Genomic DNA, 25,603 nt, shown 5'->3' with positions numbered 1-25,603 from the left:
TTTACCCTATGCAAGACTTTATTAACCAACTGCCTGAGCTCGCCAAAGATAAGCATAACGAAAACAAGAAATTCTTTGCGAAGCTAAAAAAGAAACCACCAAAAAACTTGGATTATGTAATGCAAGAATTGCATGAAGAAGAGTTTGAACGAACAGATTGCCTTAAATGTGCCAATTGCTGCAAAACCACGGGGCCGCTATTTACCGGCAAGGATATTGAACGCATAGCCAAACATTTTAAGTTGAAACCACAACAATTTATCGAGCAGTATTTGCGTATTGACGAAGATAACGATTATGTGTTGCAAAGTGTGCCTTGTGCATTTTTGGGCAACGACAATTATTGCTCCATTTATGAAGTGCGCCCAAAAGCTTGTCGTGAATTTCCGCATACCGACCGAAAAAAGTTTCAGCAGATTTCAAATCTTACATTAAAAAACGTAGCCATTTGTCCGGCTACTTTTAATATTGTAGAGGCTATGAAGCAAAGAATAAAATGATTATATTTAGGTTTAAATTTCTTGGTTTTTGGAAACTATCTTAAATTATTTTGAACATATTCCTTCGCCGCACAGAGCCTTAATAATTGCAGGAGGATTAACCATATTTTGGCTTATTGAGAGTGGCATTCCTCTCTTTTACTTTAAATACAACAAATGGAAGCATGCCATCCCTAATTTATTTTTCAATTTAACCTTAATGATTGTCAATTTTCCATTGGCTATTTTATTGGTGAAATCTTCCGATTGGGTTGTTGATAATTATTTCGGTATAATCAATTGGCTACCAGAAATGTCCCTATGGCTGTATACTTTTTTGGGTGTGTTTTTTCTGGATTTTTTTGGTGCATATTTACCGCATTTAGTCGGACACAAGATAAAACCTCTTTGGATGGTGCATTTGGTACATCATACAGATCATAAAGTTGACACCACAACGGCAAACAGGCATCATCCCATAGAAAGTGTCATTCGATTTTTATTTACTCTTTTTGGTGTTTTGGCCGTTGGAACTCCAATAGCACTGGTAATGTTATATCAAACGCTTTCTGTTATAGCCACACAGTTTAGCCATGCCAATATAAAGCTGCCAAAAAAAGTGGATAACTGGATTAGTTATATTATTGTTTCACCAGATATGCACAAAGTGCACCATCATTATAAAATGCCATATACTGATAGTAACTACGGTAATATTTTCTCGATTTGGGATAGGTTTTTTGGAACGTACATGAAACTAGATACTGATAGGATTATTTATGGAGTTGATGTATTTCCCGATGAAAAGGAAAATAGTAACATCATCGATTTGTTGAAACAACCTTTTCAAAAATATAGAAAACCTACTTCGGTAGAAGAGAAGCTGGATTAACCGTTTTCTATATCGCTAATATGATGTTCCAAAGCTTTCACTGAAATTTGGATTTCCTTGATTAATAATGCCAACGAAAAAATCAATAAAATAAGTGCCAACCCGAATACCCAAACCGCAACAAGGTGCTGTTCTACATAAATTAAAAACATGGTCAATACGCACAAAAGTAAGCTGCTAATGCCCGCAATTTGCATGCTTCGGGTTAAGTAAAGGCGTTGTTTTAAGTTACGTATCTGTTTGATTAAACGTTCGTCCTTTTTCTTCAAATATTTGTCATGCAAATCCCGAATAACTGCCGCATAGGCAATAAATCGGTTGGTGTATGCCAACATAATCAACGAGATGGCAGAAAACAAAAGAGCCGGTGTGGTTAAGGTGAGTTGTTCCATCAAAAAAGTTTCTTCAAATTTATATAAGTTCAAATAAAAAAGCCCAATATTTTTCTATTTTAGTGGCATGCGCGAGGACTTTCTACATTATATCTGGAAACATAAAAAATTTTCAACGGAAAGTTTACAAACTACAGCGAGCGAAAGCATTTTTATTACTTCTTTCGGGCAACATAATCTTGATTCTGGCCCTGATTTTTTTAATGCCCAAATGAAAATAGGTGAGCAACTTTGGGCTGGGAATGTTGAAATTCATGTAAAGTCATCAGATTGGTTTTTGCACAACCACGAAACCGATAAGGCCTATGACAACGTGATTTTGCATGTGGTTTGGGAGCACGATATGGACGTTTTTAGAAAGAACAACACGCCAATACCAACTTTGCAACTGAAGGGTTTAATAGACACTCCCATTTTGAATAACTATGAAAAACTATTTTCCAAAACAAGCAAATGGATTAATTGTGAAAATGATTTTTTTACAGTTGATGATTTTATGTTGAACAATTGGTTGGAGCGTTTGTTTTTTGAGCGTTTGGAACGAAAATCTAAGGATATTGAAGCGCTTTTAATAGATTCAAAAAATGATTGGGAGGCAGTGCTTTTTAAAATGTTGGCAAAGAATTTCGGACTCAAAGTTAATGGTGAATCGTTTTTTAGTTTGGCCAATTCCATTGATTTTTCAATTATTAGAAAAACAAGAACAGAGCAAAGTAATTTAGAGGCGCTTTTGCTTGGGCAAGCTTGTTTGCTGGATGAAGATTTGGAAGGAGCTTATTTCAAAAAACTGAAACAAGAATACACCTTTTTAATGCAGAAATTCCAATTGAATAATTCTCAAGTATTGCCCATACAGTTTTTTAGGTTGCGTCCGCCAAATTTCCCGACCATACGGTTGTCACAATTGGCAAGTTTATACCATCTGCATCAAAATTTATTTTCAAAAGTGGTTGAGACCAATAAATTGGAAGATTTTTACGGGCTTTTCAAAGTATCAACTTCTAAGTTTTGGAAAACCCATTATACGTTTCAAAAGGAGTCAAAACCTTCAGAAAAAAGGCTTTCAAAATCTTTTATAGGTTTATTACTAATAAATACGGTTATTCCAATTACATTTTGCTACGCAAAGCATCAAGGTAAAGATGTTGAGGATCACATTCTAAACTTAGCCACATCTTTAAGTTCAGAAAAGAATAGCATTGTTGATGCATTCAATAATTTGAAAAAAGTTTCTAAAACATCTCTAGAATCTCAGGCAATGATTCAGTTAAAAACAACTTATTGCGATACTGACAAATGTTCGCAATGTGCTATTGGCAATACATTATTATCTAGAAATATTTAAAATGGATATTCAAAAATTATTAAAATCATAGAAATATGATTAACCCAGAAATAGGAAACTTAAAAGCTTAAATAATATTAATTTTATAATTAAATTGCAGGTATGAATAGTATTTACAAACCTTTGTTGTTTTTTCAAAAGCACGGTTATTACGTTTGCCAACGTATTGCCGACAGGTTGGGAATTAGGGCAAAAGTCGTAAGAACATCTTTTATGTACTTAACTTTTGTTACTTTGGGTTTTGGGTTTGCGCTCTATCTCTTTTTGGCTTTTTGGATGCGTATCAAAGACTTAGTTTATACCAAGCGCTCCTCAGTTTTCGATCTATAATCCATGAATCCACTTATCCGATTTTTTAGAACCAAAATTTATACAGCAGTATTTTTGCTGGTTGTTATTTTGCTTATAGGTATTGCCGGTTATAAAATCATTTCGGGGTATTCTTGGGTAGATGCCATTTATATGACGGTTATAACCATGACCACTGTTGGTTTTGGCGAGGTAGTTGCATTGGATGATACATCAAAAATTTTCACCATATTTTTAATTTTGGCGAGTGTGGTTATTGTTGGTTATGCCTTATCTATTATTACAGAATATATTTTGAGTAAAAACAATATTGAAGAATTAAAGCACAAAAAAATGCAAAAGAAGATAGATAGTTTTAAAAACCATGTAGTTATTTGTGGTTACGGACGTAACGGCAAACAAGCTGCTAGAAAACTTAGTGCACACAATAAACAGTTTGTCATTATTGAGAAAAATAAGGATATTGAAGAACGCCTTCAAATGGATAGGGTGCCTTATGTGATAGGTAATGCCAATGAAGATGAGGTTTTGAACTTGGCAGGGGTAAATCGGGCATCTTGTTTTATATCGGCGCTACCAAATGATGCCGATAATTTGTTTGTTGTGCTTTCGGCCAGGCAACTAAATTCTAAAATAAACATTATAAGTCGTGCTTCAAGTGAGTCATCTTATGACAAACTAAAGTTTGCTGGAGCCAACAACGTTATTCTGCCCGATAAAATTGGAGGAGACCATATGGCCTCTCTGGTTGTGGTTCCGGGTTTAATGGAATTTATTGATAACCTTTCTATCGTAGGCAAATCAAATATTAATATTGAAGAAGTGGCCGTTGAAAAATTGTTCAATACTAAGCGGGAAAGAACCATTAAAGATTTAGACTTACGCCGAAAAACAGGTTGTACGGTAATAGGCTATAAGGATGAAAATGGCGAATATATTGTAAATCCTGAGGCAGAATTAAGGTTGGCCGCAAATTCTAAGATTATTGTTTTGGGAAGACCCGAACAAATAGAAGCATTGAATTCTGAGTACGATATCGATTAAAGAATCCTCGATTTTATCGGCCTTAGTTTGAGAAAACCGTTTTTTTTTAGCATATTGCTGCTTTTTAATTCGAATATTTCAAAAAAATTAAATAAAACTTACCTTATGAAGAAATATCTTCTTTCAATTTTCACAGTAATTTTACCATTTCTAACATTTGCTCAAGAAACAACTTCCGAAAAAATCGACCGGGTTTTCAAGGATTACACAGGTTGGTTTGTTGATGCCATCTTTTATGAAATTCCTTTTTCAGAAGAATATCAAATTCCATGGGTTTTAATTGTGTTGATTGGAGGAGCAATTTTCTTTACAATATATTTCAGGTTCATTAATGTAACTGGATTCAGGACAGCTTTACGTGTGGTACAAGGTAAATATGAAGATATTGAAAAACACGGAGCCGATACCTTGTACGGAGATCCAACCGATAATGTTGACCATAATATCATCGAGACTTTAAGGGACGATAGTGCCCACGGAGAGGTATCGCATTTTCAGGCTTTAACCGCTGCATTATCGGCAACAGTTGGTTTGGGAAATATTGCAGGTGTGGCCGTTGCCTTATCAATAGGTGGGCCGGGAGCAACATTCTGGATGATTCTTGCCGGTCTTTTGGGCATGGCATCAAAGTTTGCTGAATGTACTCTGGGTGTAAAATATAGAGATGTTGGCGAAGATGGTACCGTGTATGGTGGTCCCATGTATTATTTATCTAAAGGTTTCGGCGAAAAAGGCATGAAAGGGCTTGGTAAAGTGTTGGCTGTTGTGTTCGCTGTTTTTGTTATTGGAGGTTCATTTGGAGGAGGCAATATGTTCCAAGCTAACCAAGCTGCTGCTCAATTTATTAAGCTTTTTAATTTTGAAAGCGGAAACGCTGGAATGTATTTTGGAATTGTTATGGCTATAATCGTAGCTATTGTAATTATTGGTGGAATAAAACGAATTGCCTCTGTAACCGAAAAAATAGTGCCTTTTATGGCAGGTGTTTATGTGCTGGCTGCGCTTATAATTCTAGGATTTAATTGGCATCTAATTGATGATGCTTTTGCTTTGATAATTGAAGGAGCATTTTCTGGTTTGGGTATTGCTGGTGGACTTGTTGGTGTTATGATTCAAGGTATTAGAAGAGGGGCGTTTTCAAATGAAGCAGGTGTTGGTAGTGCCGCAATTGCGCACTCTGCGGTACGTACAAAATATCCAGCAAGTGAAGGTATTGTGGCGCTTTTAGAACCTTTTGTTGATACCGTTGTAATTTGTACCATGACTGCCTTGGTAATTGTAATTACGAATTTTGATGGTAGCTTTATGGAGTATGGCGTACCAATTAAAGAAGGCGTTGAGTTAACTGCCACTGCCTTTGATAGTGTAATTCCGCATTTCTCTATTGTGTTAACCGTGGCGGTAATATTATTTGCCTTTTCAACCATGATCTCATGGTCCTATTATGGTATGCAAGGTTGGGTGTTTTTATTTGGTAAAGGAAAAATAAGCGATTTGGTTTATAAAATATTGTTTCTGTTTTTTGTAGTGGTTGGCTCATCCATCAGCCTCGGTGCTGTGATTGATTTTTCCGACGCCATGATTTTTGCCATGGTTGTGCCCAATATTATAGGTGTAGTCGTCTTATCTCCAATAATCAGTCGGGAACTTAAGAAATACATGAACGCAATCAACGTAAAACATGATGCTTTGGATGAAGGTGCAGAAGACCTAACCAAGCACATGTAATTAACTAAACTAAATAGATTTTATGAAATCCCATTTCACGTTTTCTAAAGAACAGCGGAATGGGATTTTATTATTATTTGCACTCATTGTCATTCTACAATGTGTTTATTTTTTTGTTGATTTTGATTCGGAAAAGATTATTGTTGATGAGGAAGCATTATCAAAATACGCCAAAGAAATCGATTCACTGCGCCAAGTTCAACTGGAACAGAACACCCCAAAGATATTTCCCTTTAACCCCAATTACATTACCGATTTCAAAGGTTCAACTTTAGGGATGAGCAATGAGGAAATTGATAGATTGTTGGATTTTAGAAAACAAAATAAATGGATTAACTCGGTTGAGCAGTTTCAAGAAGTCACCAAAGTGTCCGATTCATTGCTTGATGCCATTTCACCATATTTTAAGTTTCCAGATTGGGTAATAAATTCTAAACCTACAAGTTCAAATCCTAGTTTCAGTTATAATAATGTTCCAAAAACCTTTGCTCAAAAGGGAGATTTAAACACGGCAACGGCCCAACAACTTCAAAAAGTTAATGGTATTGGTGAAGTGCTTTCAAAGCGCATTGTAAAATTCAGGAACAAACTCGGAGGTGGATTTGTGGGTGATGCACAGCTTCAAGATGTTTATGGTTTAACACCTGAGGTTATTGAGAAAATCATGGAACAATTCACCGTTCAGAAACCCAGCCCAATAAAAAAAATAGACCTAAATACAGCTACCGTTGATCAATTGGTAACCATTCCACATATTGATTACAACTTGGCCAATGAAATTGTTGAACAGCGCAAATTGCGTGAAGGATTTCAATCCATTGACGAATTAAAAAAAGTAAAGAACTTTCCTTCAGCTAAAATAAAGATAATTGAATTATATTTGCACCTCGAAAAAGAAAAAAAATGAATAGTATGTACTTCACTGAGGAGCACAATCTTTTTAGAAAAAGTCTTCAGGATTTTTTAAATAAAGAGGTGGTGCCCCATATTGATAAATGGGAGGAAACAGGAAATATCGACCGTTTTATTTGGAAAAAATTCGGCGATATGGGGTTTTTTGGTATCAATTACCCAGAAATCTATGGTGGTTTGGGGTTAGATTTGTTCTACACCGTTATTCTTCTTGAAGAACTTCAAAAAATAAATTCTGGTGGCTTTGCCGCGGCTATTTGGGCCCATGCGTATTTGGCTATGACGCATTTAAATGCTGAAGGCGATGAAGCCATAAAACAAAACTATTTAGTCCCAAGCATTACTGGTGATAAAATAGGATGTCTGTGCATTACCGAACCTTTTGGAGGGAGTGATGTTGCAGGTATGCGAACCACTGCCGTTAAAGAAGGAGACCATTACATTATAAATGGTTCAAAAACCTTTATAACGAATGGTGTGATTAGTGACTATTTAGTGGTTGCTGCCAAAACAACACCTGATAAAGGCAATAAAGGTATTAGCATTTTTGTTTTAGATAGGGATTTGGCAGGTGTTTCAGCAACCAAATTGGATAAACTGGGCTGGCGTGCATCGGATACAGGTGAAATAGCTTTTGATAATGTAAAAGTGCCGGTTGAAAACCTGATGGGTGAAGAAGGAAAAGGCTTTTCATATATTATGCAGCATTTTTCGTTGGAGCGTTTGGTTATGGGCGTTAATGGGCATGCACGAGCAGAATATGCTTTGGATTATGCCCTGCAATATATGGGAGAGCGTCATGCCTTTGGCACATCCATCAACAAGTTTCAAGCGTTAAGGCATACTATTGCAGACCTTTATACAGATATGGAGGTATGTAAGGCATTCAATTATTCGGTGGCTTACAGGTTGAACAAAGGCGAATACGTGGTTAAAGAAGCTACCATGTCTAAACTTAAATCAACTAAAATGGCCGATGAGGTGGTTTACAAATGTTTGCAGTTTTTGGGTGGCTATGGTTATATGGAAGATTATCCTATGGCGCGACTTTTTCGCGATAGCAGATTAGGCCCTATTGGTGGTGGAACCTCAGAGATACTTCGTGAGATACTTGCCAAAATTATTATTGATAAAAAAGAATATAAGCCTGCGACCTAAAATAATTTTGAATTTTAATTCAGGAATTGCGAATTAATTTTATATTTGCACCCACAATTTCTAAAAGAGAGGAGGTTAAGACACTATGTTAATAATACCAATTAAAGAAGGAGAGAATATAGATAGAGCGCTAAAGCGTTATAAAAGAAAGTTCGATAGAACAGGAGCTAAACGTGAGTTACAAGTTCGCAAACAGTTCAGCAAACCTTCCGTTTTACGTAGAGCACAAATTCAAAAAGCACAGTACATACAAAGACTAAGAGATGCAGAAGATATATAAGCTGCTCCAAATAAATCAAAATCCCGCTTGATGCGGGATTTTTTTTGTCCAATAATTTCCGTTTGCCTTTTACGAATAAAAAATGTTGCGTTTTGAAGTTTAAACTTTTAACTTTAAACTCTAAACATAACGCATGCCTTTCAAATCGTTTCTTGATTATCTTTCTTTGGAAAAAAACTATTCGGCTTTAACCGTAAAGGCCTATCAAAATGATTTAAGGGATTTTTCAGATTTTGTAAAAATCGAATATGATACCAACACCATAAATACAGTTAACTACGCACAAATAAGAAGCTGGATTGTTAGCTTGGTTGAAAACGGATTGACCAACCGAAGTATTAACAGGAAAATCTCTGCCTTAAACTCATATTACAAATTTCTTTTAAAGGTTGGCGATATTGAATTAAATCCTTTATCAAAACACAGGGCTTTAAAAACAAGTAAAAAGATTCAGGTGCCATTTTCGGAATCTGAAATTAAGGCTGTTTTGGAAGATTTTAATTTTGATGACGATTTTGAAAGCCTTCGCAACAAGTTTCTTATAGAATTGTTTTATTCCACTGGTATAAGAAGGATTGAATTAATAGAACTTAAATTGTCGAGCATTGATTTACAAAATAAAACCCTAAAAGTATTGGGCAAACGAAATAAGGAGCGCATCATTCCGTTATTAAATTCTGTGGTTCAAACGGGAAATCTATATTTAGAGAAAAGGATTAGCCTGCCAAGTATTTCGGATGACAATTATCTGTTTTTAACGAAAAAAGGCGTTAAATTATATGAAACGCTTGTGTACAGAATAATAAATGATTATTTTAGTTTGGCATCTTCAAAGGTGAAAAAGAGCCCGCACATTCTTAGGCACTCTTTCGCAACCCATTTGTTAAACCAAGGTGCCGATTTAAATGCAGTTAAAGAACTTCTCGGACATTCAAGCTTGGCTTCCACCCAAGTTTACACGCACAACAGCATAGCAGAATTAAAAAAAGTGCATGTAAACGCACACCCAAGAAGTAAAAAGTATTATTAAAATATTGTCTAACCAAAAAAGTGTATTAACATGAAAGTAAACACGCAATCAGTGAATTTTAATGCCGACAAAAAGTTGATAAATTTTATCCAAAAGCGAATGGATAAATTGGATTTGTTTTATGACAAGGTTATTAAATCTGATGTTTTTTTGAAAGTAGAAAATACCAGTGAAAAAGAGAATAAAATTTTTGAGGCAAGGGTAAGTGTTCCAGGCGATAGTTTTGTAGTAAAAAAACAGTGCAAAAGCTTTGAAGAAGGTACAGATATGGCGGTGGCATCGCTAGAAAGACAACTTAAAAAGAGAAAAGAAAAATTAAGGCCGCATTTATAATAAAATTTCTTAAAAAATGTTTTGAATAAAATAAAAAATCTATACATTTGCAGTCCGTTAGAAATAACGGGCTTTTTTTTATGCTCAAAAGGCATAAAAAGCCGATGTAGCTCAGCTGGCTAGAGCAGCTGATTTGTAATCAGCAGGTCGTGGGTTCGAGTCCCTCCATCGGCTCAAGTTCATTAAAAAAATGGGATTAATTTAAAATTGGGGGAGATACTCAAGCGGCCAACGAGGACAGACTGTAAATCTGTTGTTTTTTAACTTCGCAGGTTCGAATCCTGCTCTCCCCACATTTAAAATTTAAGATGTCAGATTTTCGAATCACGATTTAAAAATCTTCATCAAATTGCGGGAGTAGCTCAGTTGGTAGAGCGTCAGCCTTCCAAGCTGAATGTCGCCGGTTCGAACCCGGTCTCCCGCTCAATAATTTACGAGTTACACGATGTGCGATTTACGAATCGTAAATCTAAAATCGGCAATCGTAAATGTAAAGCCGGTGTAGCTCAGGGGTAGAGCGTTTCCTTGGTAAGGAAGAGGTCACGAGTTCAAATCTCGTCATTGGCTCTATATTAGAAGAAAATTAGAATACACTAATATTATTTATAACTAAGATTAAAATTATTTAAAAAACATGGCAAAGGCAACTTTCGATCGTTCAAAACCACACTTAAACATTGGTACAATTGGACACGTAGATCACGGTAAAACAACTTTAACTGCTGCTATTACTAAAGTATTAGCTGATGCAGGTTTCTCAGAAGCAAAATCATTCGACCAAATTGATAACGCACCAGAAGAAAAAGAAAGAGGTATCACAATTAATACATCTCACGTAGAATATCAAACAGCTAATCGTCACTATGCGCACGTTGACTGTCCAGGTCACGCGGATTACGTAAAAAACATGGTAACTGGTGCTGCTCAAATGGATGGCGCTATTTTAGTGGTAGCTGCAACTGATGGTCCAATGCCACAAACTCGTGAGCACATCTTGTTAGGTCGTCAAGTAGGTATTCCTCGCATCGTTGTTTTCTTAAACAAAGTTGATATGGTGGATGATGAAGAGTTATTAGAATTAGTAGACATGGAAGTTAGAGATTTATTGAACTTCTATGAGTACGATGGAGATAATGGTCCTGTAATTTCTGGTTCTGCTTTAGGTGCACTTAACGGTGAGCAAAAATGGGTAGATACTGTAATGGAATTAATGGAAGCATGTGATACTTGGATTGAAGAGCCTGTTCGTGATATGGATAAGCCTTTCTTGATGCCGATTGAAGACGTATTCTCTATTACAGGTCGTGGTACTGTAGCAACTGGTCGTATTGAAACTGGTATTGCTAAAACTGGTGACCCTGTAGAGATTATCGGTATGGGTGCTGAAAAATTAACTTCTACCATTACTGGTATTGAAATGTTCCGTCAAATATTAGATAGAGGTGAAGCTGGTGATAACGCTGGTATCTTGTTAAGAGGTATTGAGAAAACTCAAATCTCTAGAGGTATGGTAATCACTAAACCAGGTTCTGTAACTCCTCACAAAAAATTCAAAGCTGAGGTTTATATCCTTAAAAAAGAAGAAGGTGGACGTCACACTCCATTCCACAACAACTACCGTCCACAGTTCTACGTTCGTACAACTGACGTAACTGGAAACATTGCGCTTCCAAGCGGTGTTGAAATGGTAATGCCAGGAGATAACTTAACTATCACTGTTGAATTGATTCAACCAATTGCAATGAACGTAGGTTTACGTTTCGCTATCCGTGAAGGTGGTAGAACTGTAGGTGCTGGTCAGGTAACTGAGATTTTAGACTAATACAGTTGAAATAATTATTAAGCTAAGGTATTCCGTATTTTTCGGAATACCTTGACTTATGTTTACGGGTTTAGCTCAGTTGGTAGAGCACTGGTCTCCAAAACCAGGTGTCGGGAGTTCGAGTCTCTCAACCCGTGCAATGATAAAGTTGAATACCATTTCAAATTACTTTAAAAAAACAATAAAAATGGCTGGATTTGTAAATTATATAAAAGAATCATTCGGAGAACTTAAGAATAATGTGTCTTGGCCCACATGGGCAGAGGGACAAAGCTTAACAGTTTTGGTTGCGGTATTTTCAATTATATTTTCTCTTGCCATTTGGGGTGTTGATACGGTATTTAGTAAAGTTATTACAGCTTACTTTCAATGGATTGGTTAATTGGAAAAAAGAGAAGTTATGTCTGAAGTAAGTGAAAAAAAATGGTATGTTGTTCGTGCCGTAAGTGGTCAAGAAAACAAAATCAAAACCTATATTGAGAATGAAATTGCTCGGTTAGGTATGCAAGATTATGTTGACCAAGTATTGGTGCCAACAGAGCGCGTGATTCAAATACGAAACGGAAAAAAAATACACAAAGAAAAGGTGTTTTTTCCTGGATATATTATGATTCAAGCAAATTTAACAGGTGAGATTCCTCATATAATAAGATCAGTTACCAACGTAATTGGTTTTTTAGGTGAAACAAAAGGAGGAGATCCTGTGCCGTTAAGGCAATCTGAAGTAAATAGAATGCTCGGCAAAGTTGACGAGCTTTCAGTTGATGAAACAGCAAATGTGGCTATTCCATTTACCAAAGGAGAGACCGTAAAAGTTATTGATGGACCATTCAATGGATTTGATGGCACTATCGAAAAAATAAATGAAGAAAAGCGTAAACTTGAAGTTATGGTTAAGATTTTCGGAAGAAAAACACCATTGGAATTGAGTTATATGCAAGTTGAAAAAGTATAATAATTGTTACACTATATAAAATGATGCGGTTTTTGCTTCCAAATTAAAGCGCGTCGACTAAATTATTAAAAATGGCAAAAGAATTAGGTAAAGTAGTTAAGTTACAAGTTCGGGGAGGTGCTGCGAATCCGTCGCCACCGGTTGGACCCGCTTTAGGTGCTGCTGGAGTAAACATTATGGAATTCTGTAAGCAATTTAATGCTAGAACCCAAGATAAAGCTGGTAAAGTATTGCCTGTGGTTATCTCTGTTTACAAAGACAAGTCGTTTGACTTTGTTATTAAAACTCCTCCAGCTGCAGTACAATTATTAGAAGCGGCCAAGGTGAAAAAAGGTTCAGGAGAACCAAACCGAAAAAAAGTAGCTAAAGTGACGTGGGATCAGATTAAAGCCATCGCAGAAGACAAAATGCAAGATTTAAATGCGTTTGAAGTAGGTTCTGCTATGAAAATGGTTGCTGGTACTGCAAGATCGATGGGAATTACCGTAACAGGAAAATTTCCTTCTTAATCTATTAAAGCATTAAAAAATGGCAAGATTAACAAGAAAGCAAAAAGAAGCTTTAGCGAAAATTGAAAAAGGAAGGGTGTATTCATTAGATGAAGCATCAGCCTTAGTTAAAGAAATTACCAATACAAAGTTTGATGCATCAGTTGATATCGCTGTGCGTTTAGGAGTAGATCCACGTAAAGCAAATCAAATGGTAAGAGGTGTTGTTTCACTTCCTCACGGTACTGGTAAAGATATGAGAGTATTAGCATTGGTAACACCAGATAAAGAAGCCGAAGCAAAAGAAGCTGGAGCAGATTACGTTGGTTTAGATGAGTATCTTGATAAAATCAAGAGTGGCTGGACAGACGTTGATGTTATCATTACCATGCCGAGTGTAATGGGTAAATTAGGTCCTTTAGGACGTGTATTAGGTCCTCGTGGCTTAATGCCTAATCCAAAAACCGGTACGGTAACTATGGATGTTGCAAAAGCGGTGAGTGAAGTAAAGGCTGGTAAAATTGACTTTAAAGTTGATAAAACGGGTATTGTTCACGCCGCTATTGGAAAAGCATCATTTAGTGCTGATAAAATTGCTGGAAACGCAAATGAATTGATTCAAACATTAATTAAATTAAAACCAACAACTGCAAAAGGAACTTATGTAAAAAGCATTCACTTGTCTTCTACCATGAGCCCTAGTATTGTTGTTGACCCAAAAATTGGTTAATTAAGTTAAAACTTTTATTATGACAAGAGAAGAAAAATCACAAGTAATTGAGGACTTAACAGCAGAATTGGCCAATAACGCAAATATCTATTTAGCTGATATTTCGGGGTTAAACGCAGGAGCTACCTCAGATTTACGTCGTGCCGCTTTTAAGGCCAACGTAAAAATGGCAGTTGTTAAAAACACGTTACTTGCAAAAGCAATGGAAGCTTCAGACAAAGAGTTTGGAGAACTTTCAACAGTTTTAAAAGGGAATACATCTGTGATGTATTCTGAAACAGGTAATGCACCAGCTAAATTAATTAAAACCTTCCGCAAAAAATCAGAGAAGCCTTTATTAAAAGGTGCTTTTATTGAGGAAGCTGTTTACATTGGCGACAATCAATTAGACATGTTAGTTGATATCAAGTCTAAAGAAGAGTTATTGGGAGATATTATAGGATTACTACAATCTCCTGCTAAAAATGTTATTTCTGCACTTAAATCAAGTGGGGGAAAATTAGCTGGAATTATTAAAACACTATCTGAAAAAGAAGGATAGTATTAAGCAGTACGCACTTTATTACAATTATATTATTACAAAATTATTAAAACGATAGAAAAATGGCAGATTTAAAAGATTTCGCAGAACAATTAGTTAACCTTACTGTTAAAGAAGTAAACGAGTTAGCAACTATATTAAAAGATGAGTATGGTATCGAGCCTGCTGCTGCAGCTGTAGCTGTTGCTGCTGGTCCTGCTGCTGGTGGCGATGACAGCGCTGAAGCTCAAACAGAATTTGACGTAATGTTGAAAGCAGCTGGTGCTTCTAAATTGGCAGTAGTTAAATTAGTTAAAGAATTAACTGGTTTAGGATTAAAAGAAGCTAAAGAATTGGTTGACGGTGCACCTAGCGCAATTAAAGAAGGTGTTTCTAAAGACGAAGCAGAGGCTTTAAAAGCACAGTTAGAAGAAGCTGGAGCTGAGGTTGAGCTTAAGTAAGCTTAGCTACTCAAAAACATAAGGGTTTAGGTTTGTCCCGCCTTGGCGGGATAATACCTAAACCATTTTGCGTATATATTGACGACATACGCTTTCACTATTTTTTTAATCAAAATTCCGTCCATTGATGTTATCAACACAAGCTGAAAGATTAAATTTCTCTTCTATTGTAAATAGAACGGAATATCCTGATTTCTTGGATATTCAGATTAAATCCTTCCAGGATTTTTTCCAATTAGAAACAAAATCTGAAGAAAGAGGTGATGAAGGTCTTTACAATACCTTCATGGAAAACTTTCCAATTACAGATTCTCGTAATCAATTTGTATTAGAATTTTTAGATTACTTTGTAGATCCACCACGATATACCATTGAAGAGTGTATTGAAAGAGGACTTACTTACAGCGTTCCGCTAAAGGCAAGGTTAAAATTATATTGTACAGACCCTGAACATGAGGATTTCGAGACCATTGTTCAAGATGTGTACTTAGGAACTATACCTTACATGACACCTAGTGGAACCTTTGTTATAAACGGTGCAGAGCGTGTTGTGGTTTCTCAATTACACCGTTCTCCAGGGGTTTTCTTTGGTCAATCATTCCATGCCAATGGTACAAAACTATATTCGGCAAGAGTTATTCCTTTCAAAGGATCTTGGATTGAATTTGCTACAGATATCAATCAGGTTATGTATGCCTATATTGATAGAAAGAAAAAGTTACCTGTTACAACGCTTTTCCGTGCAATTGGTTTTGAGCGTGATAAGGATATCTTAGAGATTTTTGACCTAGCCGAAGAGGTTAAAGTTTCAAAATCTGGATTGAAAAAATACTTGGGACGCAAATTGGCTGCTCGTGTTCTTAATACATGGCATGAGGATTTTGTTGATGAAGATACAGGTGAAGTGGTATCTATTGAGCGTAACGAAATTGTATTGGATCGTGACACGATTTTAGATAAAGATAACATAGAGGAAATTATTGAAGCTGATGTTAAAACGATTCTTTTACATAAAGAATCTAATGAACAAGCAGACTACGCTATCATTCACAACACGCTTCAAAAGGATCCGACAAACTCTGAAAAGGAGGCTGTTGAGCATATTTATCGTCAATTACGTAATGCCGAACCGCCAGATGAAGAAACTGCGCGCGGTATTATAGATAAATTGTTCTTTTCAGACCAACGTTACTCATTAGGGGAAGTAGGTCGTTACAGAATGAACAAAAAATTAGGTCTTAATATCGAAATGGATAAGCAAGTGCTTACCAAAGAGGATATAATTACCATTATTAAATATTTAATCGAGCTTATCAATTCTAAAGCTGAGATTGATGATATTGATCACTTATCTAACCGTCGTGTACGTACTGTTGGTGAGCAATTGTCACAGCAATTTGGCGTTGGTTTAGCACGTATGGCACGTACTATTCGTGAGCGTATGAACGTTCGTGATAATGAGGTGTTTACACCAATCGACTTGATTAATGCTAAAACATTATCGTCTGTAATTAACTCGTTCTTTGGTACGAATCAGCTATCTCAATTCATGGATCAAACCAATCCATTGGCTGAGATTACTCACAAGCGTCGTTTATCGGCTCTTGGACCTGGAGGTCTTTCTCGTGAAAGAGCAGGGTTCGAGGTGCGTGACGTTCACTATACACACTACGGACGTTTATGCCCCATTGAGACACCGGAGGGACCAAATATTGGTTTAATTTCTTCACTTTCAGTTTACGCTAAAGTGAACTCCATGGGATTCATTGAAACGCCTTACCGTCCTGTTGAAAACGGGGTAGTAGATATCAAAAACGCCCCAGTATATTTAAGTGCAGAGGAAGAAGAAGAAAAATTAATCGCACAAGCAACGGTTAAGGTTGATGGTGACGGAAAGATTTTGCATGAAAAGGTAATTGCCAGAATGGAGGGTGATTTCCCGGTTATTGAGCCTACTTCAATCCATTTTACAGATGTTGCTCCTAACCAAATTTCATCTATTTCGGCTTCATTAATCCCATTCTTGGAGCATGATGATGCAAACCGTGCGTTGATGGGATCTAACATGATGCGTCAAGCGGTACCATTATTATTGCCACAAGCACCAATTGTTGGAACAGGTTTAGAGCGCCAAGTGGCTTCAGATTCTCGTGTATTAATTAATGCAGAGGGAGTTGGAGAGGTGCTTTACGTTGACGCCAATGAAATTAAAATTAGATACGACCGTACAGAAGATGAGGCTAAAGTAAGTTTTGATAGCGATGTTAAAACCTATCAATTAGTGAAATTCAGAAAAACCAACCAAGGTACTTCTATAAACCTTAAACCAATTGTGGTTAAAGGTGATAAGGTAACCAAAGGTCAGGTTTTATGTGAAGGTTATGCGACACAACAAGGTGAGTTGGCACTTGGTAGAAATATGAAAGTTGCCTTCATGCCTTGGAAAGGATATAACTTTGAGGATGCGATTGTGATTTCTGAAAAAGTTGTTCGTGAAGACATATTTACATCCATTCATATTGATGAGTATTCTCTTGAAGTAAGAGATACTAAGTTGGGTAATGAAGAATTAACCAACGATATTCCAAACGTTTCTGAAGAGGCTACTAAAGACCTTGATGAAAATGGCATGATTCGCGTTGGTGCCGAGGTTAAGCCTGGCGATATTCTTATTGGTAAGATTACACCTAAAGGAGAATCTGACCCAACACCTGAAGAAAAATTATTGCGTGCTATATTCGGAGATAAAGCGGGAGATGTAAAAGATGCTTCCTTAAAAGCTTCACCTTCATTAAATGGTGTTGTAATTGAGAAAAAATTGTTCTCCAGAGCCGTAAAAGATAAGCGTAAAAGAGCTCAAGATAAGGATGATATTTTAGCTTTAGAAGCTCAGTACGACAGAAAGTTCGATGAGTTAAAGGATGTATTGGTTGAAAAACTATTTAACATCGTAAATGGTAAAACAGCGCAAGGTATCTTTAATGATTTGGGTGAAGAAGTATTACCAAAAGGTAAAAAATTCACTTTAAAAATGTTGAACGCCGTTGATGATTATGCTCATTTGATATCAGGAAAATGGACGACAGATGATCATACCAATCAATTGGTTGCTGATTTAATTCACAACTACAAAATCAAGGAAAACGACTTACAAGGTTCTTTACGCCGTGAGAAGTTTACCATTTCTGTGGGTGATGAATTACCTGCTGGAATCATTAAATTAGCTAAAGTTTACATTGCTAAAAAACGTAAGCTTAAAGTCGGAGATAAAATGGCGGGTCGTCACGGTAACAAGGGTATTGTTGCGCGTATTGTTCGTCAAGAAGATATGCCATTCTTGGAAGATGGAACACCAGTTGATATCGTATTGAACCCTCTTGGGGTACCTTCACGTATGAACATAGGTCAGATTTATGAAACTGTATTAGGTTGGGCAGGTCAAAAATTAGGGCGTACGTTTGCTACTCCTATCTTTGATGGTGCCAATATTGACCAAATTAATGCATTAACTGACGAAGCTGGAATTCCACGATACGGGCATACTTATCTTTATGATGGTGGAACCGGTCAACGTTTTGACCAACCGGCAACGGTGGGTGTTATCTATATGTTGAAACTAGGACATATGGTTGATGATAAAATGCACGCTCGTTCTATTGGACCTTACTCATTAATTACTCAACAGCCCCTTGGTGGTAAAGCACAATTTGGTGGTCAGCGTTTTGGTGAGATGGAAGTTTGGGCACTTGAGGCTTATGGTGCATCAAGTACCTTACGTGAGATTTTAACTGTAAAATCTGATGACGTTATTGGTAGAGCTAAAACATACGAAAGTATTGTAAAAGGTGAACCAATGCCAGATCCAGGATTACCAGAATCCTTCAACGTACTTATGCACGAATTGAAAGGTTTAGGTTTAGATATCAGATTAGAAGAGTAGTTAATTAAAAAATTTCAACCATAATATTATGGCAAGAAAACAAGATAAAAATACAGTAAAGAGATTTAACAAAATCTCAATTGGTTTGGCATCGCCAGAATCTATTTTAGCAGAGTCTAGAGGTGAGGTTTTAAAACCAGAAACTATCAATTATCGAACTCACAAACCAGAACGTGATGGTTTGTTTTGCGAGCGTATTTTTGGTCCGGTTAAGGATTATGAGTGTGCTTGTGGAAAATATAAAAGAATTCGTTACAAAGGTATTGTTTGTGATCGTTGTGGTGTTGAAGTAACCGAAAAGAAAGTACGTCGTGATCGCGTTGGGCACATTAATTTGGTTGTTCCTGTGGCTCATATTTGGTACTTCCGTTCGTTGCCAAACAAAATAGGTTACTTACTTGGTTTGCCATCTAAGAAATTAGATATGATTATTTACTACGAACGCTATGTAGTAATTCAGCCAGGTAATGCCAAAAACGAAGACGGTGAACCATTACAAAAAATGGATTTCCTTACTGAAGAAGAATACCTAAACATATTAGAAACACTTCCCCAAGACAATCAATATTTAGATGATTCAGACCCTAATAAGTTCTTGGCTAAAATGGGTGCTGAATGTTTAATTGAGTTGTTGGCAAGAATAGATTTAGAATCGTTATCATACGAGCTACGTCATAAAGCAAATACTGAAACGTCCAAACAACGTAAAACAGAAGCTTTAAAACGTTTGCAAGTTGTTGAGTCGTTGCGAGAATCAAACTTGAATAGAGAAAACAGGCCTGAGTGGATGATTATGAAGGTAATTCCAATCATCCCGCCAGAATTGCGCCCGTTAGTGCCACTTGATGGAGGTCGTTTCGCAACTTCAGATTTGAACGATTTATACCGTCGCGTTATTATCCGTAACAACCGTCTTAAAAGATTGGTTGAAATCAAGGCTCCTGAAGTAATCTTACGTAACGAAAAACGAATGTTACAAGAATCAGTAGATTCATTATTTGATAATACACGTAAGTCTTCAGCTGTAAAAACAGATTCTAATAGACCTTTAAAATCGTTATCCGATTCACTTAAAGGTAAGCAAGGACGTTTCCGTCAAAACTTACTTGGTAAACGTGTTGATTATTCTGCCCGTTCGGTAATTGTTGTTGGTCCAGAATTAAAATTATTCGAGTGCGGATTGCCAAAAAATATGGCTGCCGAGCTATACAAACCTTTTGTTATTAGAAAGTTAATTGAAAGAGGTATTGTAAAAACGGTTAAATCTGCTAAGAAAATTATAGACAAACGAGAGCCTGTGGTTTGGGATATCTTGGAAAATGTTCTTAAAGGGCATCCAGTATTGCTAAACCGTGCTCCTACATTACACAGATTGGGTATTCAAGCTTTCCAACCAAAATTAATTGAAGGAAAGGCCATCCAATTGCACCCATTGGTGTGTACAGCGTTTAACGCGGATTTTGATGGTGACCAAATGGCGGTTCACTTGCCACTAGGACCTGAGGCGATTTTAGAATGTCAATTATTGATGTTGGCATCTCATAACATCTTAAATCCAGCAAATGGTTCTCCTGTAACGGTACCTTCACAAGATATGGTTCTTGGTCTTTATTATATGACTAAAGAGCGTAAATCTACTCCAGAAGTACCAGTTAAGGGTGAAGGATTAACGTTCTATTCTCCAGAAGAAGTTGAAATTGCTTTTAATGAAAGAAAAGTTGATTTGAACGCTGGTATTAAAGTGCGAACCATTGATATCAACGAAAATGGTAAGCTTGATAGAATGATTGTTGAAACTACTGTTGGTCGTGTATTGTTTAACCAACATGTACCTCAAGCAGCTGGTTTTATTAATAAAGTATTGACCAAAAAGTCTTTAAGAGATATTATTGGTGACATTCTTAAGGTAACTTCAGTTCCTGAAACTGCAGATTTCTTGGATGCTATTAGAACTTTAGGTTTCAAATTTGCATTCCAAGGTGGTTTGTCATTTAGTTTAGGTGATATTATCATTCCACCGGAAAAACAAAGTATGATTGATAAAGCCAATAGTTTAGTTGATGGTATTACAGGAAACTATAACATGGGGCTTATCACAAATAATGAGCGATACAACCAAGTTATTGATATCTGGACATCTACAAATGCTGAATTGACCGAGTTGTCCATGAAACGTATTCGTGAAGACCAACAAGGCTTTAACTCAGTGTTCATGATGCTTGATTCAGGAGCACGTGGATCTAAAGAACAGATTCGTCAGCTTACCGGTATGCGTGGTTTGATGGCAAAACCTAAAAAATCTAATGCTGGTGGAGGTGAAATTATTGAAAACCCAATTCTTTCTAACTTTAAAGAAGGACTTTCAATTTTGGAATACTTTATCTCGACTCACGGTGCACGTAAAGGTCTTGCAGATACCGCTTTAAAAACGGCTGATGCTGGTTATCTAACCCGTCGTTTGGTTGATGTTTCGCAGGATGTTATTATCAATACTGAAGATTGTGGTACGCTAAGAGGTGTTGAAGTAGAGCCTTTGAAGAAGAATGATGAAGTTGTTGAAACTTTAGAAGAAAGAATAGTTGGTCGTGTATCATTAAATGATGTTTACAACCCACTAACTGACGAATTGTTGGTTGCTGCAGGTCAATTGATTGAAGATGATATAGCAAAAGCTATTGAGCAATCACCACTTGAAAGTTTAGAAGTACGTTCAGCCTTAACTTGTGAAGCATTACAAGGTATTTGTGCTAAATGTTACGGACGTAACTTGGCAACCGGTAAAATGGTTCAACGTGGTGAGGCCGTAGGTGTTGTTGCAGCACAATCTATTGGTGAGCCTGGAACACAGCTTACATTGCGTACTTTCCATGTGGGAGGTATTGCGGGTAACATTTCGGAAGAAAATAAATTGGCTGTTAAGTTTGATGGTATTGCCGAAATAGAAGATTTAAAAACAGTTAAAGGTAAAGATGGAGAGGGTAACGATGTAGATATCGTAATTTCCAGAACGTCTGAACTCAAATTGATTGATAAGAAAACAGGTATTGTTTTAAGCAATAACAACATTCCTTACGGTTCTACACTTCATATTAAAAATGGACAAGAGCTATCTAAGGGTGATGTAGTTTGTACTTGGGATCCTTATAACGGTGTTATCATTTCAGAATTTGCTGGTAAAATTAAATACGAAAACATCGAGCAAGGGGTTACTTATCAAGTAGAAATTGACGAGCAAACTGGTTTCCAAGAAAAAGTAATTTCTGAATCTAGAAACAAAAGATTAATTCCAACACTTCATATTGAAGATGGAAAAGGAGAAATTATCCGTTCTTACAACTTGCCAGTAGGATCTCACTTGATGATTGATGATAAAGAGAAGATTAGCGTTGGTAAGATTTTGGTTAAAATCCCACGTAAATCAGCCAAAGCGGGTGATATTACTGGTGGTCTTCCTCGTGTAACCGAGTTATTTGAAGCACGTAACCCATCTAACCCAGCGGTAGTTAGTGAGATAGATGGTGTCGTTTCATTTGGTAAGATTAAACGTGGTAACCGTGAGATTATCGTAGAGTCTAAACTTGGTGAGGTTAAAAAATACTTGGTTAAATTATCTAATCAAATCCTTGTTCAGGAGAATGATTATGTAAAAGCTGGTATGCCTTTATCTGATGGATCAATTACGCCAAACGATATTCTTGATATTAAAGGACCATCTGCTGTTCAGCAATATTTGGTTAACGAAGTACAAGAGGTATATCGTTTACAAGGTGTGAAAATTAACGACAAGCATTTTGAGGTTGTTGTAAGACAGATGATGCGTAAAGTAAGAATTATTGATTCTGGTGATACCATCTTCTTAGAAGACCAATTGGCGCATAAAGATGATTTTATTATGGAAAATGATGAAATCTTCGGAATGAAAGTTATTGAAGATGCTGGAGATTCAGTGAACCTTAAAGCGGGACAAATTATTTCGCCTCGTGAACTAAGAGATGAAAACTCCATTTTACGTCGTGAGGATAAAAATCTTGTAGTGGCAAGAGATGCCAAACCGGCAACGGCCACACCTATTTTACAAGGTATAACAAGGGCATCACTTCAAACTAAGTCGTTCATTTCTGCGGCATCGTTCCAGGAAACAACAAAAGTTCTTAACGAGGCAGCGGTAGCCGGTAAGGTTGATACCTTAGATGGCTTGAAAGAAAATGTTATTGTAGGTCATAGAATTCCGGCGGGTACAGGTATGAGAAACTATTCTAATATCATTGTGGGCTCAAAAGAAGAATTTGACGAGATGATGCAAGTAAAACAAGAATTAAATTATAACTAAAAATTGTCATTCCCGCTTAGGCGGGAATACTTTTTTTATATCATATCTAAAAAATTATGGCAAACGAAAAGGATAAACCAAAACAAGGGCAAATCAATATAGAACTTGATGAGAAGGTTGCGGAAGGAACTTATTCCAACTTGGCCATTATCAATCATTCCGTTTCAGAATTTGTAGTGGATTTTGTAAACATTATGCCAGGAGTACCAAAAAATAAAGTGAAATCTAGAATTATATTGACACCCCAACATGCCAAACGATTGTTAAAAGCTTTAGGTGATAATGTGGCTAGATTTGAAAATGCCCATGGTGAAATTAAAGATTACGAGCAACCGCCAATACCATTGAATTTTGGCCCGACGGGACAAGCATAAATAAAAAAGCCTTTGTAAAACAAAGGCTTTTTTATTATTCGCTAATTTCTAGAATTTTGTTTAGGTGAAATTTTAATGCTCCAGATGGACATTTGTTTACTTGTTTCTTTATTTTGTCGGTTGATGAGCCGTTCAGGTCTACCCAAGGTATAACAGAGTTCATAAAAACTTCAGAAAGTTCTTTGGCACATATACCAGAAAGAACACAAACGCAGGGGTCGTAGGTTACAGTAATTTCATCATTACTGAATTCTTTTGCATTAATCTCCATAATATAATCAATTTGGGGTTGATTGTTCATTTAAAATTAGAAATACCTTAAGTTCATAAATCAAATAATCGTTAAAAACGTCCAAAAACTTGTCAAAAAGTAATATTTTCGATGAAATGCATAGTTATTTAATCGAATTCTGATACAAAATGAAATTTTAAACTCGGATACTTTTGTTGACTCATTTCAAGTGAAAAAGGGGAATCTGCAAGAAATACCAATTGGTTTTGTTTGTCTTTTGCAAGGAAACGTTGCTTTACCCTTAAAAAATCTTTGAATTCTTCACTTTTTTCATCTTCAGCTTCAATCCAACAAGCCTTATATACATTTAGGTTCTCATAAGTACACTTTGCACCATATTCATGTTCCAACCTATATTGAATGACTTCGTATTGTAACGCACCAACGGTACCAATTACTTTGCGTCCGTTAAGCTCCAATGTAAACAATTGGGCCACACCTTCATCCATCAATTGGTCAATTCCTTTATAAAGTTGTTTAGATTTTAATGGATCGGCATTATTAATATATCTAAAATGTTCTGGCGAAAAACTTGGTATACCTTTATAGTTTATTTCTTCTCCTTCGGTAAGCGTGTCGCCAATTTTAAAATTGCCCGTATCGTGCAAGCCGACAATATCGCCGGGATAGGAGACATCAACAATTTCCTTTTTCTCAGCAAAAAATGCATTCGGACTTGAAAACTTCATCTTTTTGTTTTGTCTTACGTGAAGGTATGGCTTGTTTCTTTCAAACTTTCCAGAAACAATTTTTACAAAGGCCAAACGATCTCTATGGTTGGGATCCATATTGGCGTGTATTTTAAACACAAACCCTGTAAACTTGTCCTCCTTGGGTTCAACCAAGCGTTCTTCACTATGTTTTGGTCTTGGTTTAGGGGCTATTTCGATAAAACAATCCAATAGTTCCCTTACACCAAAATTGTTTAATGCGGAACCAAAAAATACAGGTTGTTGTTTTCCTTGAAGATATTCATCTTTATCAAAATCAGGATATATGCCTTCAACCAACTCGATTTCTTCCCTTAACGTATTGCCGGCTTTTTCACCAACCAACTTATCAAGTTCAGGGGAGGATAAATCGGATATTTTAATAGTTTCCTCAATATCTTTTCTGCTATCTCCGGTAAAAAGGTTGATGTTTTTCTCCCATATATTGTATATGCCCATAAAATCATAGCCCATACCAATTGGAAAACTCAACGGAACGACTTTCAAACCCAGTTTCTGTTCAATTTCATCCAACAAATCAAAAGCATCTTTACCTTCTCTATCCATTTTGTTGATGAACACAATTATCGGTATGTTGCGCATGCGGCAAACTTCAACTAATTTTTCAGTCTGTTCCTCAACACCTTTGGCAACGTCAATAACAACTATCACGCTATCAACGGCCGTTAATGTTCTAAAGGTGTCTTCAGCAAAATCTTTATGCCCTGGGGTATCTAAAATATTGATTTTAATACCATCATATTCAAAAGCCAAAACAGAAGTAGCTACCGAAATACCGCGTTGGCGCTCAATTTCCATAAAGTCACTCGTGGCTCCCTTTTTAATTTTATTACTTTTTACGGCACCCGCTTCTTGAATGGCACCACCAAAAAGTAAAAGTTTTTCGGTTAATGTCGTTTTACCGGCATCGGGGTGCGAAATAATTCCAAAAGTTCGTCTGCGTTGTATTTCTTTTAAAAAGCTCATAATGTTTGTGCAAATGGGTTGCAAAGATAATATTTATAGTTCATTAGAAATATAAGTTATAGCATCATTTTATTTTTCTATTTACAAATACG

24 protein-coding genes and 5 tRNA genes are annotated in these 25,603 nt (G+C 36.4%); 26 read left to right on the top strand and 3 right to left on the bottom strand.

Annotated features, from left to right (window positions below):
* Positions 1-8 precede the first annotated feature (8 nt).
* Both ACB104_RS03020 and ACB104_RS03015 read left to right on the top strand, forming a co-directional pair.
* Positions 9-500, top strand: a complete 492-nt coding sequence (locus ACB104_RS03020) for a YkgJ family cysteine cluster protein (RefSeq protein ID WP_370476797.1) — start codon at positions 9-11, stop codon at positions 498-500.
* Positions 501-528: 28 nt separating this feature from the next.
* On the top strand, positions 529-1,371 hold the full coding sequence (locus tag ACB104_RS03015) for a sterol desaturase family protein (RefSeq protein ID WP_370476796.1): 843 nt from the start codon (positions 529-531) through the stop codon (positions 1,369-1,371).
* Here the strand turns inward: ACB104_RS03015 and ACB104_RS03010 are convergent.
* Positions 1,368-1,763: a DUF2721 domain-containing protein gene (locus tag ACB104_RS03010; RefSeq protein ID WP_370476795.1), complete on the bottom strand. Its 396-nt coding sequence runs from the start codon at positions 1,761-1,763 to the stop codon at positions 1,368-1,370. The genes ACB104_RS03015 and ACB104_RS03010 overlap by 4 nt on opposite strands.
* Before the next feature lie 67 nt (positions 1,764-1,830).
* Between ACB104_RS03010 and ACB104_RS03005 the strand changes: the two genes are divergently transcribed.
* The 24 genes from ACB104_RS03005 (at position 1,831) to ACB104_RS02890 (ending at position 23,522) form a co-directional block, all read left to right on the top strand.
* The gene (locus ACB104_RS03005) at positions 1,831-3,108 is read left to right on the top strand and encodes a DUF2851 family protein (protein WP_370476794.1); all 1,278 of its coding nucleotides are present in this window, start codon (positions 1,831-1,833) and stop codon (positions 3,106-3,108) included.
* Positions 3,109-3,210: 102 nt separating this feature from the next.
* Positions 3,211-3,438: a PspC domain-containing protein gene (locus tag ACB104_RS03000; protein ID WP_370476793.1), complete on the top strand. Its 228-nt coding sequence runs from the start codon at positions 3,211-3,213 to the stop codon at positions 3,436-3,438.
* A 3-nt stretch (positions 3,439-3,441) separates the two neighbouring features.
* Positions 3,442-4,461 (top strand): potassium channel family protein, encoded by a 1,020-nt coding sequence (locus ACB104_RS02995; RefSeq protein ID WP_370476792.1) that lies wholly within the window; start codon positions 3,442-3,444, stop codon positions 4,459-4,461.
* Positions 4,462-4,566: 105 nt separating this feature from the next.
* Positions 4,567-6,189: an alanine/glycine:cation symporter family protein gene (locus tag ACB104_RS02990; protein WP_370476791.1), complete on the top strand. Its 1,623-nt coding sequence runs from the start codon at positions 4,567-4,569 to the stop codon at positions 6,187-6,189.
* A gap of 22 nt (positions 6,190-6,211) precedes the next feature.
* Positions 6,212-7,096, top strand: a complete 885-nt coding sequence (locus ACB104_RS02985) for a ComEA family DNA-binding protein (protein WP_370476790.1) — start codon at positions 6,212-6,214, stop codon at positions 7,094-7,096.
* A complete protein-coding gene (locus ACB104_RS02980) occupies positions 7,093-8,259 on the top strand; it encodes an acyl-CoA dehydrogenase family protein (protein ID WP_370476789.1) in 1,167 nt (388 codons plus the stop codon). Before ACB104_RS02985 ends, ACB104_RS02980 begins: the two co-directional genes overlap by 4 nt.
* Positions 8,260-8,344: 85 nt before the next feature.
* Positions 8,345-8,539 carry a 30S ribosomal protein S21 gene (gene rpsU, locus ACB104_RS02975; RefSeq protein WP_370476788.1) on the top strand — a complete coding sequence of 65 codons (195 nt, stop codon included), beginning with the start codon at positions 8,345-8,347 and terminating at the stop codon, positions 8,537-8,539.
* Between the two features lie 133 nt (positions 8,540-8,672).
* Positions 8,673-9,569 (top strand): tyrosine-type recombinase/integrase, encoded by an 897-nt coding sequence (locus ACB104_RS02970; RefSeq protein WP_370476787.1) that lies wholly within the window; start codon positions 8,673-8,675, stop codon positions 9,567-9,569.
* A 30-nt stretch (positions 9,570-9,599) separates the two neighbouring features.
* Positions 9,600-9,902: a ribosome hibernation-promoting factor, HPF/YfiA family gene (hpf, locus tag ACB104_RS02965; RefSeq protein ID WP_370476786.1), complete on the top strand. Its 303-nt coding sequence runs from the start codon at positions 9,600-9,602 to the stop codon at positions 9,900-9,902.
* 100 nt (positions 9,903-10,002) lie between these two features.
* Positions 10,003-10,076, top strand: a tRNA-Thr gene (locus ACB104_RS02960).
* A 36-nt stretch (positions 10,077-10,112) separates the two neighbouring features.
* Positions 10,113-10,195, top strand: a tRNA-Tyr gene (locus ACB104_RS02955).
* A gap of 58 nt (positions 10,196-10,253) precedes the next feature.
* Positions 10,254-10,326 (top strand) — tRNA-Gly (locus ACB104_RS02950).
* 71 nt (positions 10,327-10,397) lie between these two features.
* Positions 10,398-10,469 (top strand) — tRNA-Thr (locus ACB104_RS02945).
* A 67-nt stretch (positions 10,470-10,536) separates the two neighbouring features.
* The gene (tuf, locus tag ACB104_RS02940) at positions 10,537-11,724 is read left to right on the top strand and encodes an elongation factor Tu (protein WP_370476785.1); all 1,188 of its coding nucleotides are present in this window, start codon (positions 10,537-10,539) and stop codon (positions 11,722-11,724) included.
* Between the two features lie 64 nt (positions 11,725-11,788).
* Positions 11,789-11,861: transfer RNA gene (locus tag ACB104_RS02935), tRNA-Trp, on the top strand.
* Positions 11,862-11,911: 50 nt separating this feature from the next.
* On the top strand, positions 11,912-12,106 hold the full coding sequence (secE, locus tag ACB104_RS02930) for a preprotein translocase subunit SecE (RefSeq protein ID WP_370476784.1): 195 nt from the start codon (positions 11,912-11,914) through the stop codon (positions 12,104-12,106).
* Between the two features lie 18 nt (positions 12,107-12,124).
* Positions 12,125-12,679 carry a transcription termination/antitermination protein NusG gene (gene nusG, locus ACB104_RS02925; RefSeq protein ID WP_370476783.1) on the top strand — a complete coding sequence of 185 codons (555 nt, stop codon included), beginning with the start codon at positions 12,125-12,127 and terminating at the stop codon, positions 12,677-12,679.
* 71 nt (positions 12,680-12,750) lie between these two features.
* Complete coding sequence (rplK, locus tag ACB104_RS02920; protein ID WP_370476782.1) at positions 12,751-13,188, top strand: 50S ribosomal protein L11; 438 nt, start codon at positions 12,751-12,753, stop codon at positions 13,186-13,188.
* Positions 13,189-13,207: 19 nt separating this feature from the next.
* The gene (gene rplA / locus ACB104_RS02915; RefSeq protein WP_370476781.1) at positions 13,208-13,897 is read left to right on the top strand and encodes a 50S ribosomal protein L1; all 690 of its coding nucleotides are present in this window, start codon (positions 13,208-13,210) and stop codon (positions 13,895-13,897) included.
* Positions 13,898-13,916: 19 nt separating this feature from the next.
* Positions 13,917-14,438, top strand: coding sequence for a 50S ribosomal protein L10 (rplJ, locus tag ACB104_RS02910; RefSeq protein WP_370476780.1), 522 nt, complete (start codon positions 13,917-13,919; stop codon positions 14,436-14,438).
* 62 nt (positions 14,439-14,500) lie between these two features.
* Positions 14,501-14,878: a 50S ribosomal protein L7/L12 gene (gene rplL / locus ACB104_RS02905; protein ID WP_370476779.1), complete on the top strand. Its 378-nt coding sequence runs from the start codon at positions 14,501-14,503 to the stop codon at positions 14,876-14,878.
* Positions 14,879-15,005: 127 nt separating this feature from the next.
* Positions 15,006-18,818, top strand: coding sequence for a DNA-directed RNA polymerase subunit beta (rpoB, locus tag ACB104_RS02900; protein WP_370476778.1), 3,813 nt, complete (start codon positions 15,006-15,008; stop codon positions 18,816-18,818).
* A 28-nt stretch (positions 18,819-18,846) separates the two neighbouring features.
* Positions 18,847-23,148, top strand: coding sequence for a DNA-directed RNA polymerase subunit beta' (rpoC, locus tag ACB104_RS02895; protein WP_370476777.1), 4,302 nt, complete (start codon positions 18,847-18,849; stop codon positions 23,146-23,148).
* A 56-nt stretch (positions 23,149-23,204) separates the two neighbouring features.
* Complete coding sequence (locus ACB104_RS02890) at positions 23,205-23,522, top strand: DUF3467 domain-containing protein (protein WP_370476776.1); 318 nt, start codon at positions 23,205-23,207, stop codon at positions 23,520-23,522.
* A 34-nt stretch (positions 23,523-23,556) separates the two neighbouring features.
* On the opposite strand, the gene ACB104_RS02885 is transcribed toward ACB104_RS02890, so the two are convergent.
* Positions 23,557-23,823: a (4Fe-4S)-binding protein gene (locus ACB104_RS02885; protein WP_370476775.1), complete on the bottom strand. Its 267-nt coding sequence runs from the start codon at positions 23,821-23,823 to the stop codon at positions 23,557-23,559.
* Between the two features lie 98 nt (positions 23,824-23,921).
* Positions 23,922-25,511, bottom strand: coding sequence for a peptide chain release factor 3 (locus tag ACB104_RS02880; protein ID WP_370476774.1), 1,590 nt, complete (start codon positions 25,509-25,511; stop codon positions 23,922-23,924).
* Positions 25,512-25,603: the final 92 nt, after the last annotated feature.

It is taken from the genome of Tamlana flava, from assembly GCF_041287255.1.
GTDB classification, from domain to species: domain Bacteria; phylum Bacteroidota; class Bacteroidia; order Flavobacteriales; family Flavobacteriaceae; genus Tamlana; species Tamlana flava.
This window is presented reverse-complemented; position numbering and strand designations above follow the sequence as displayed.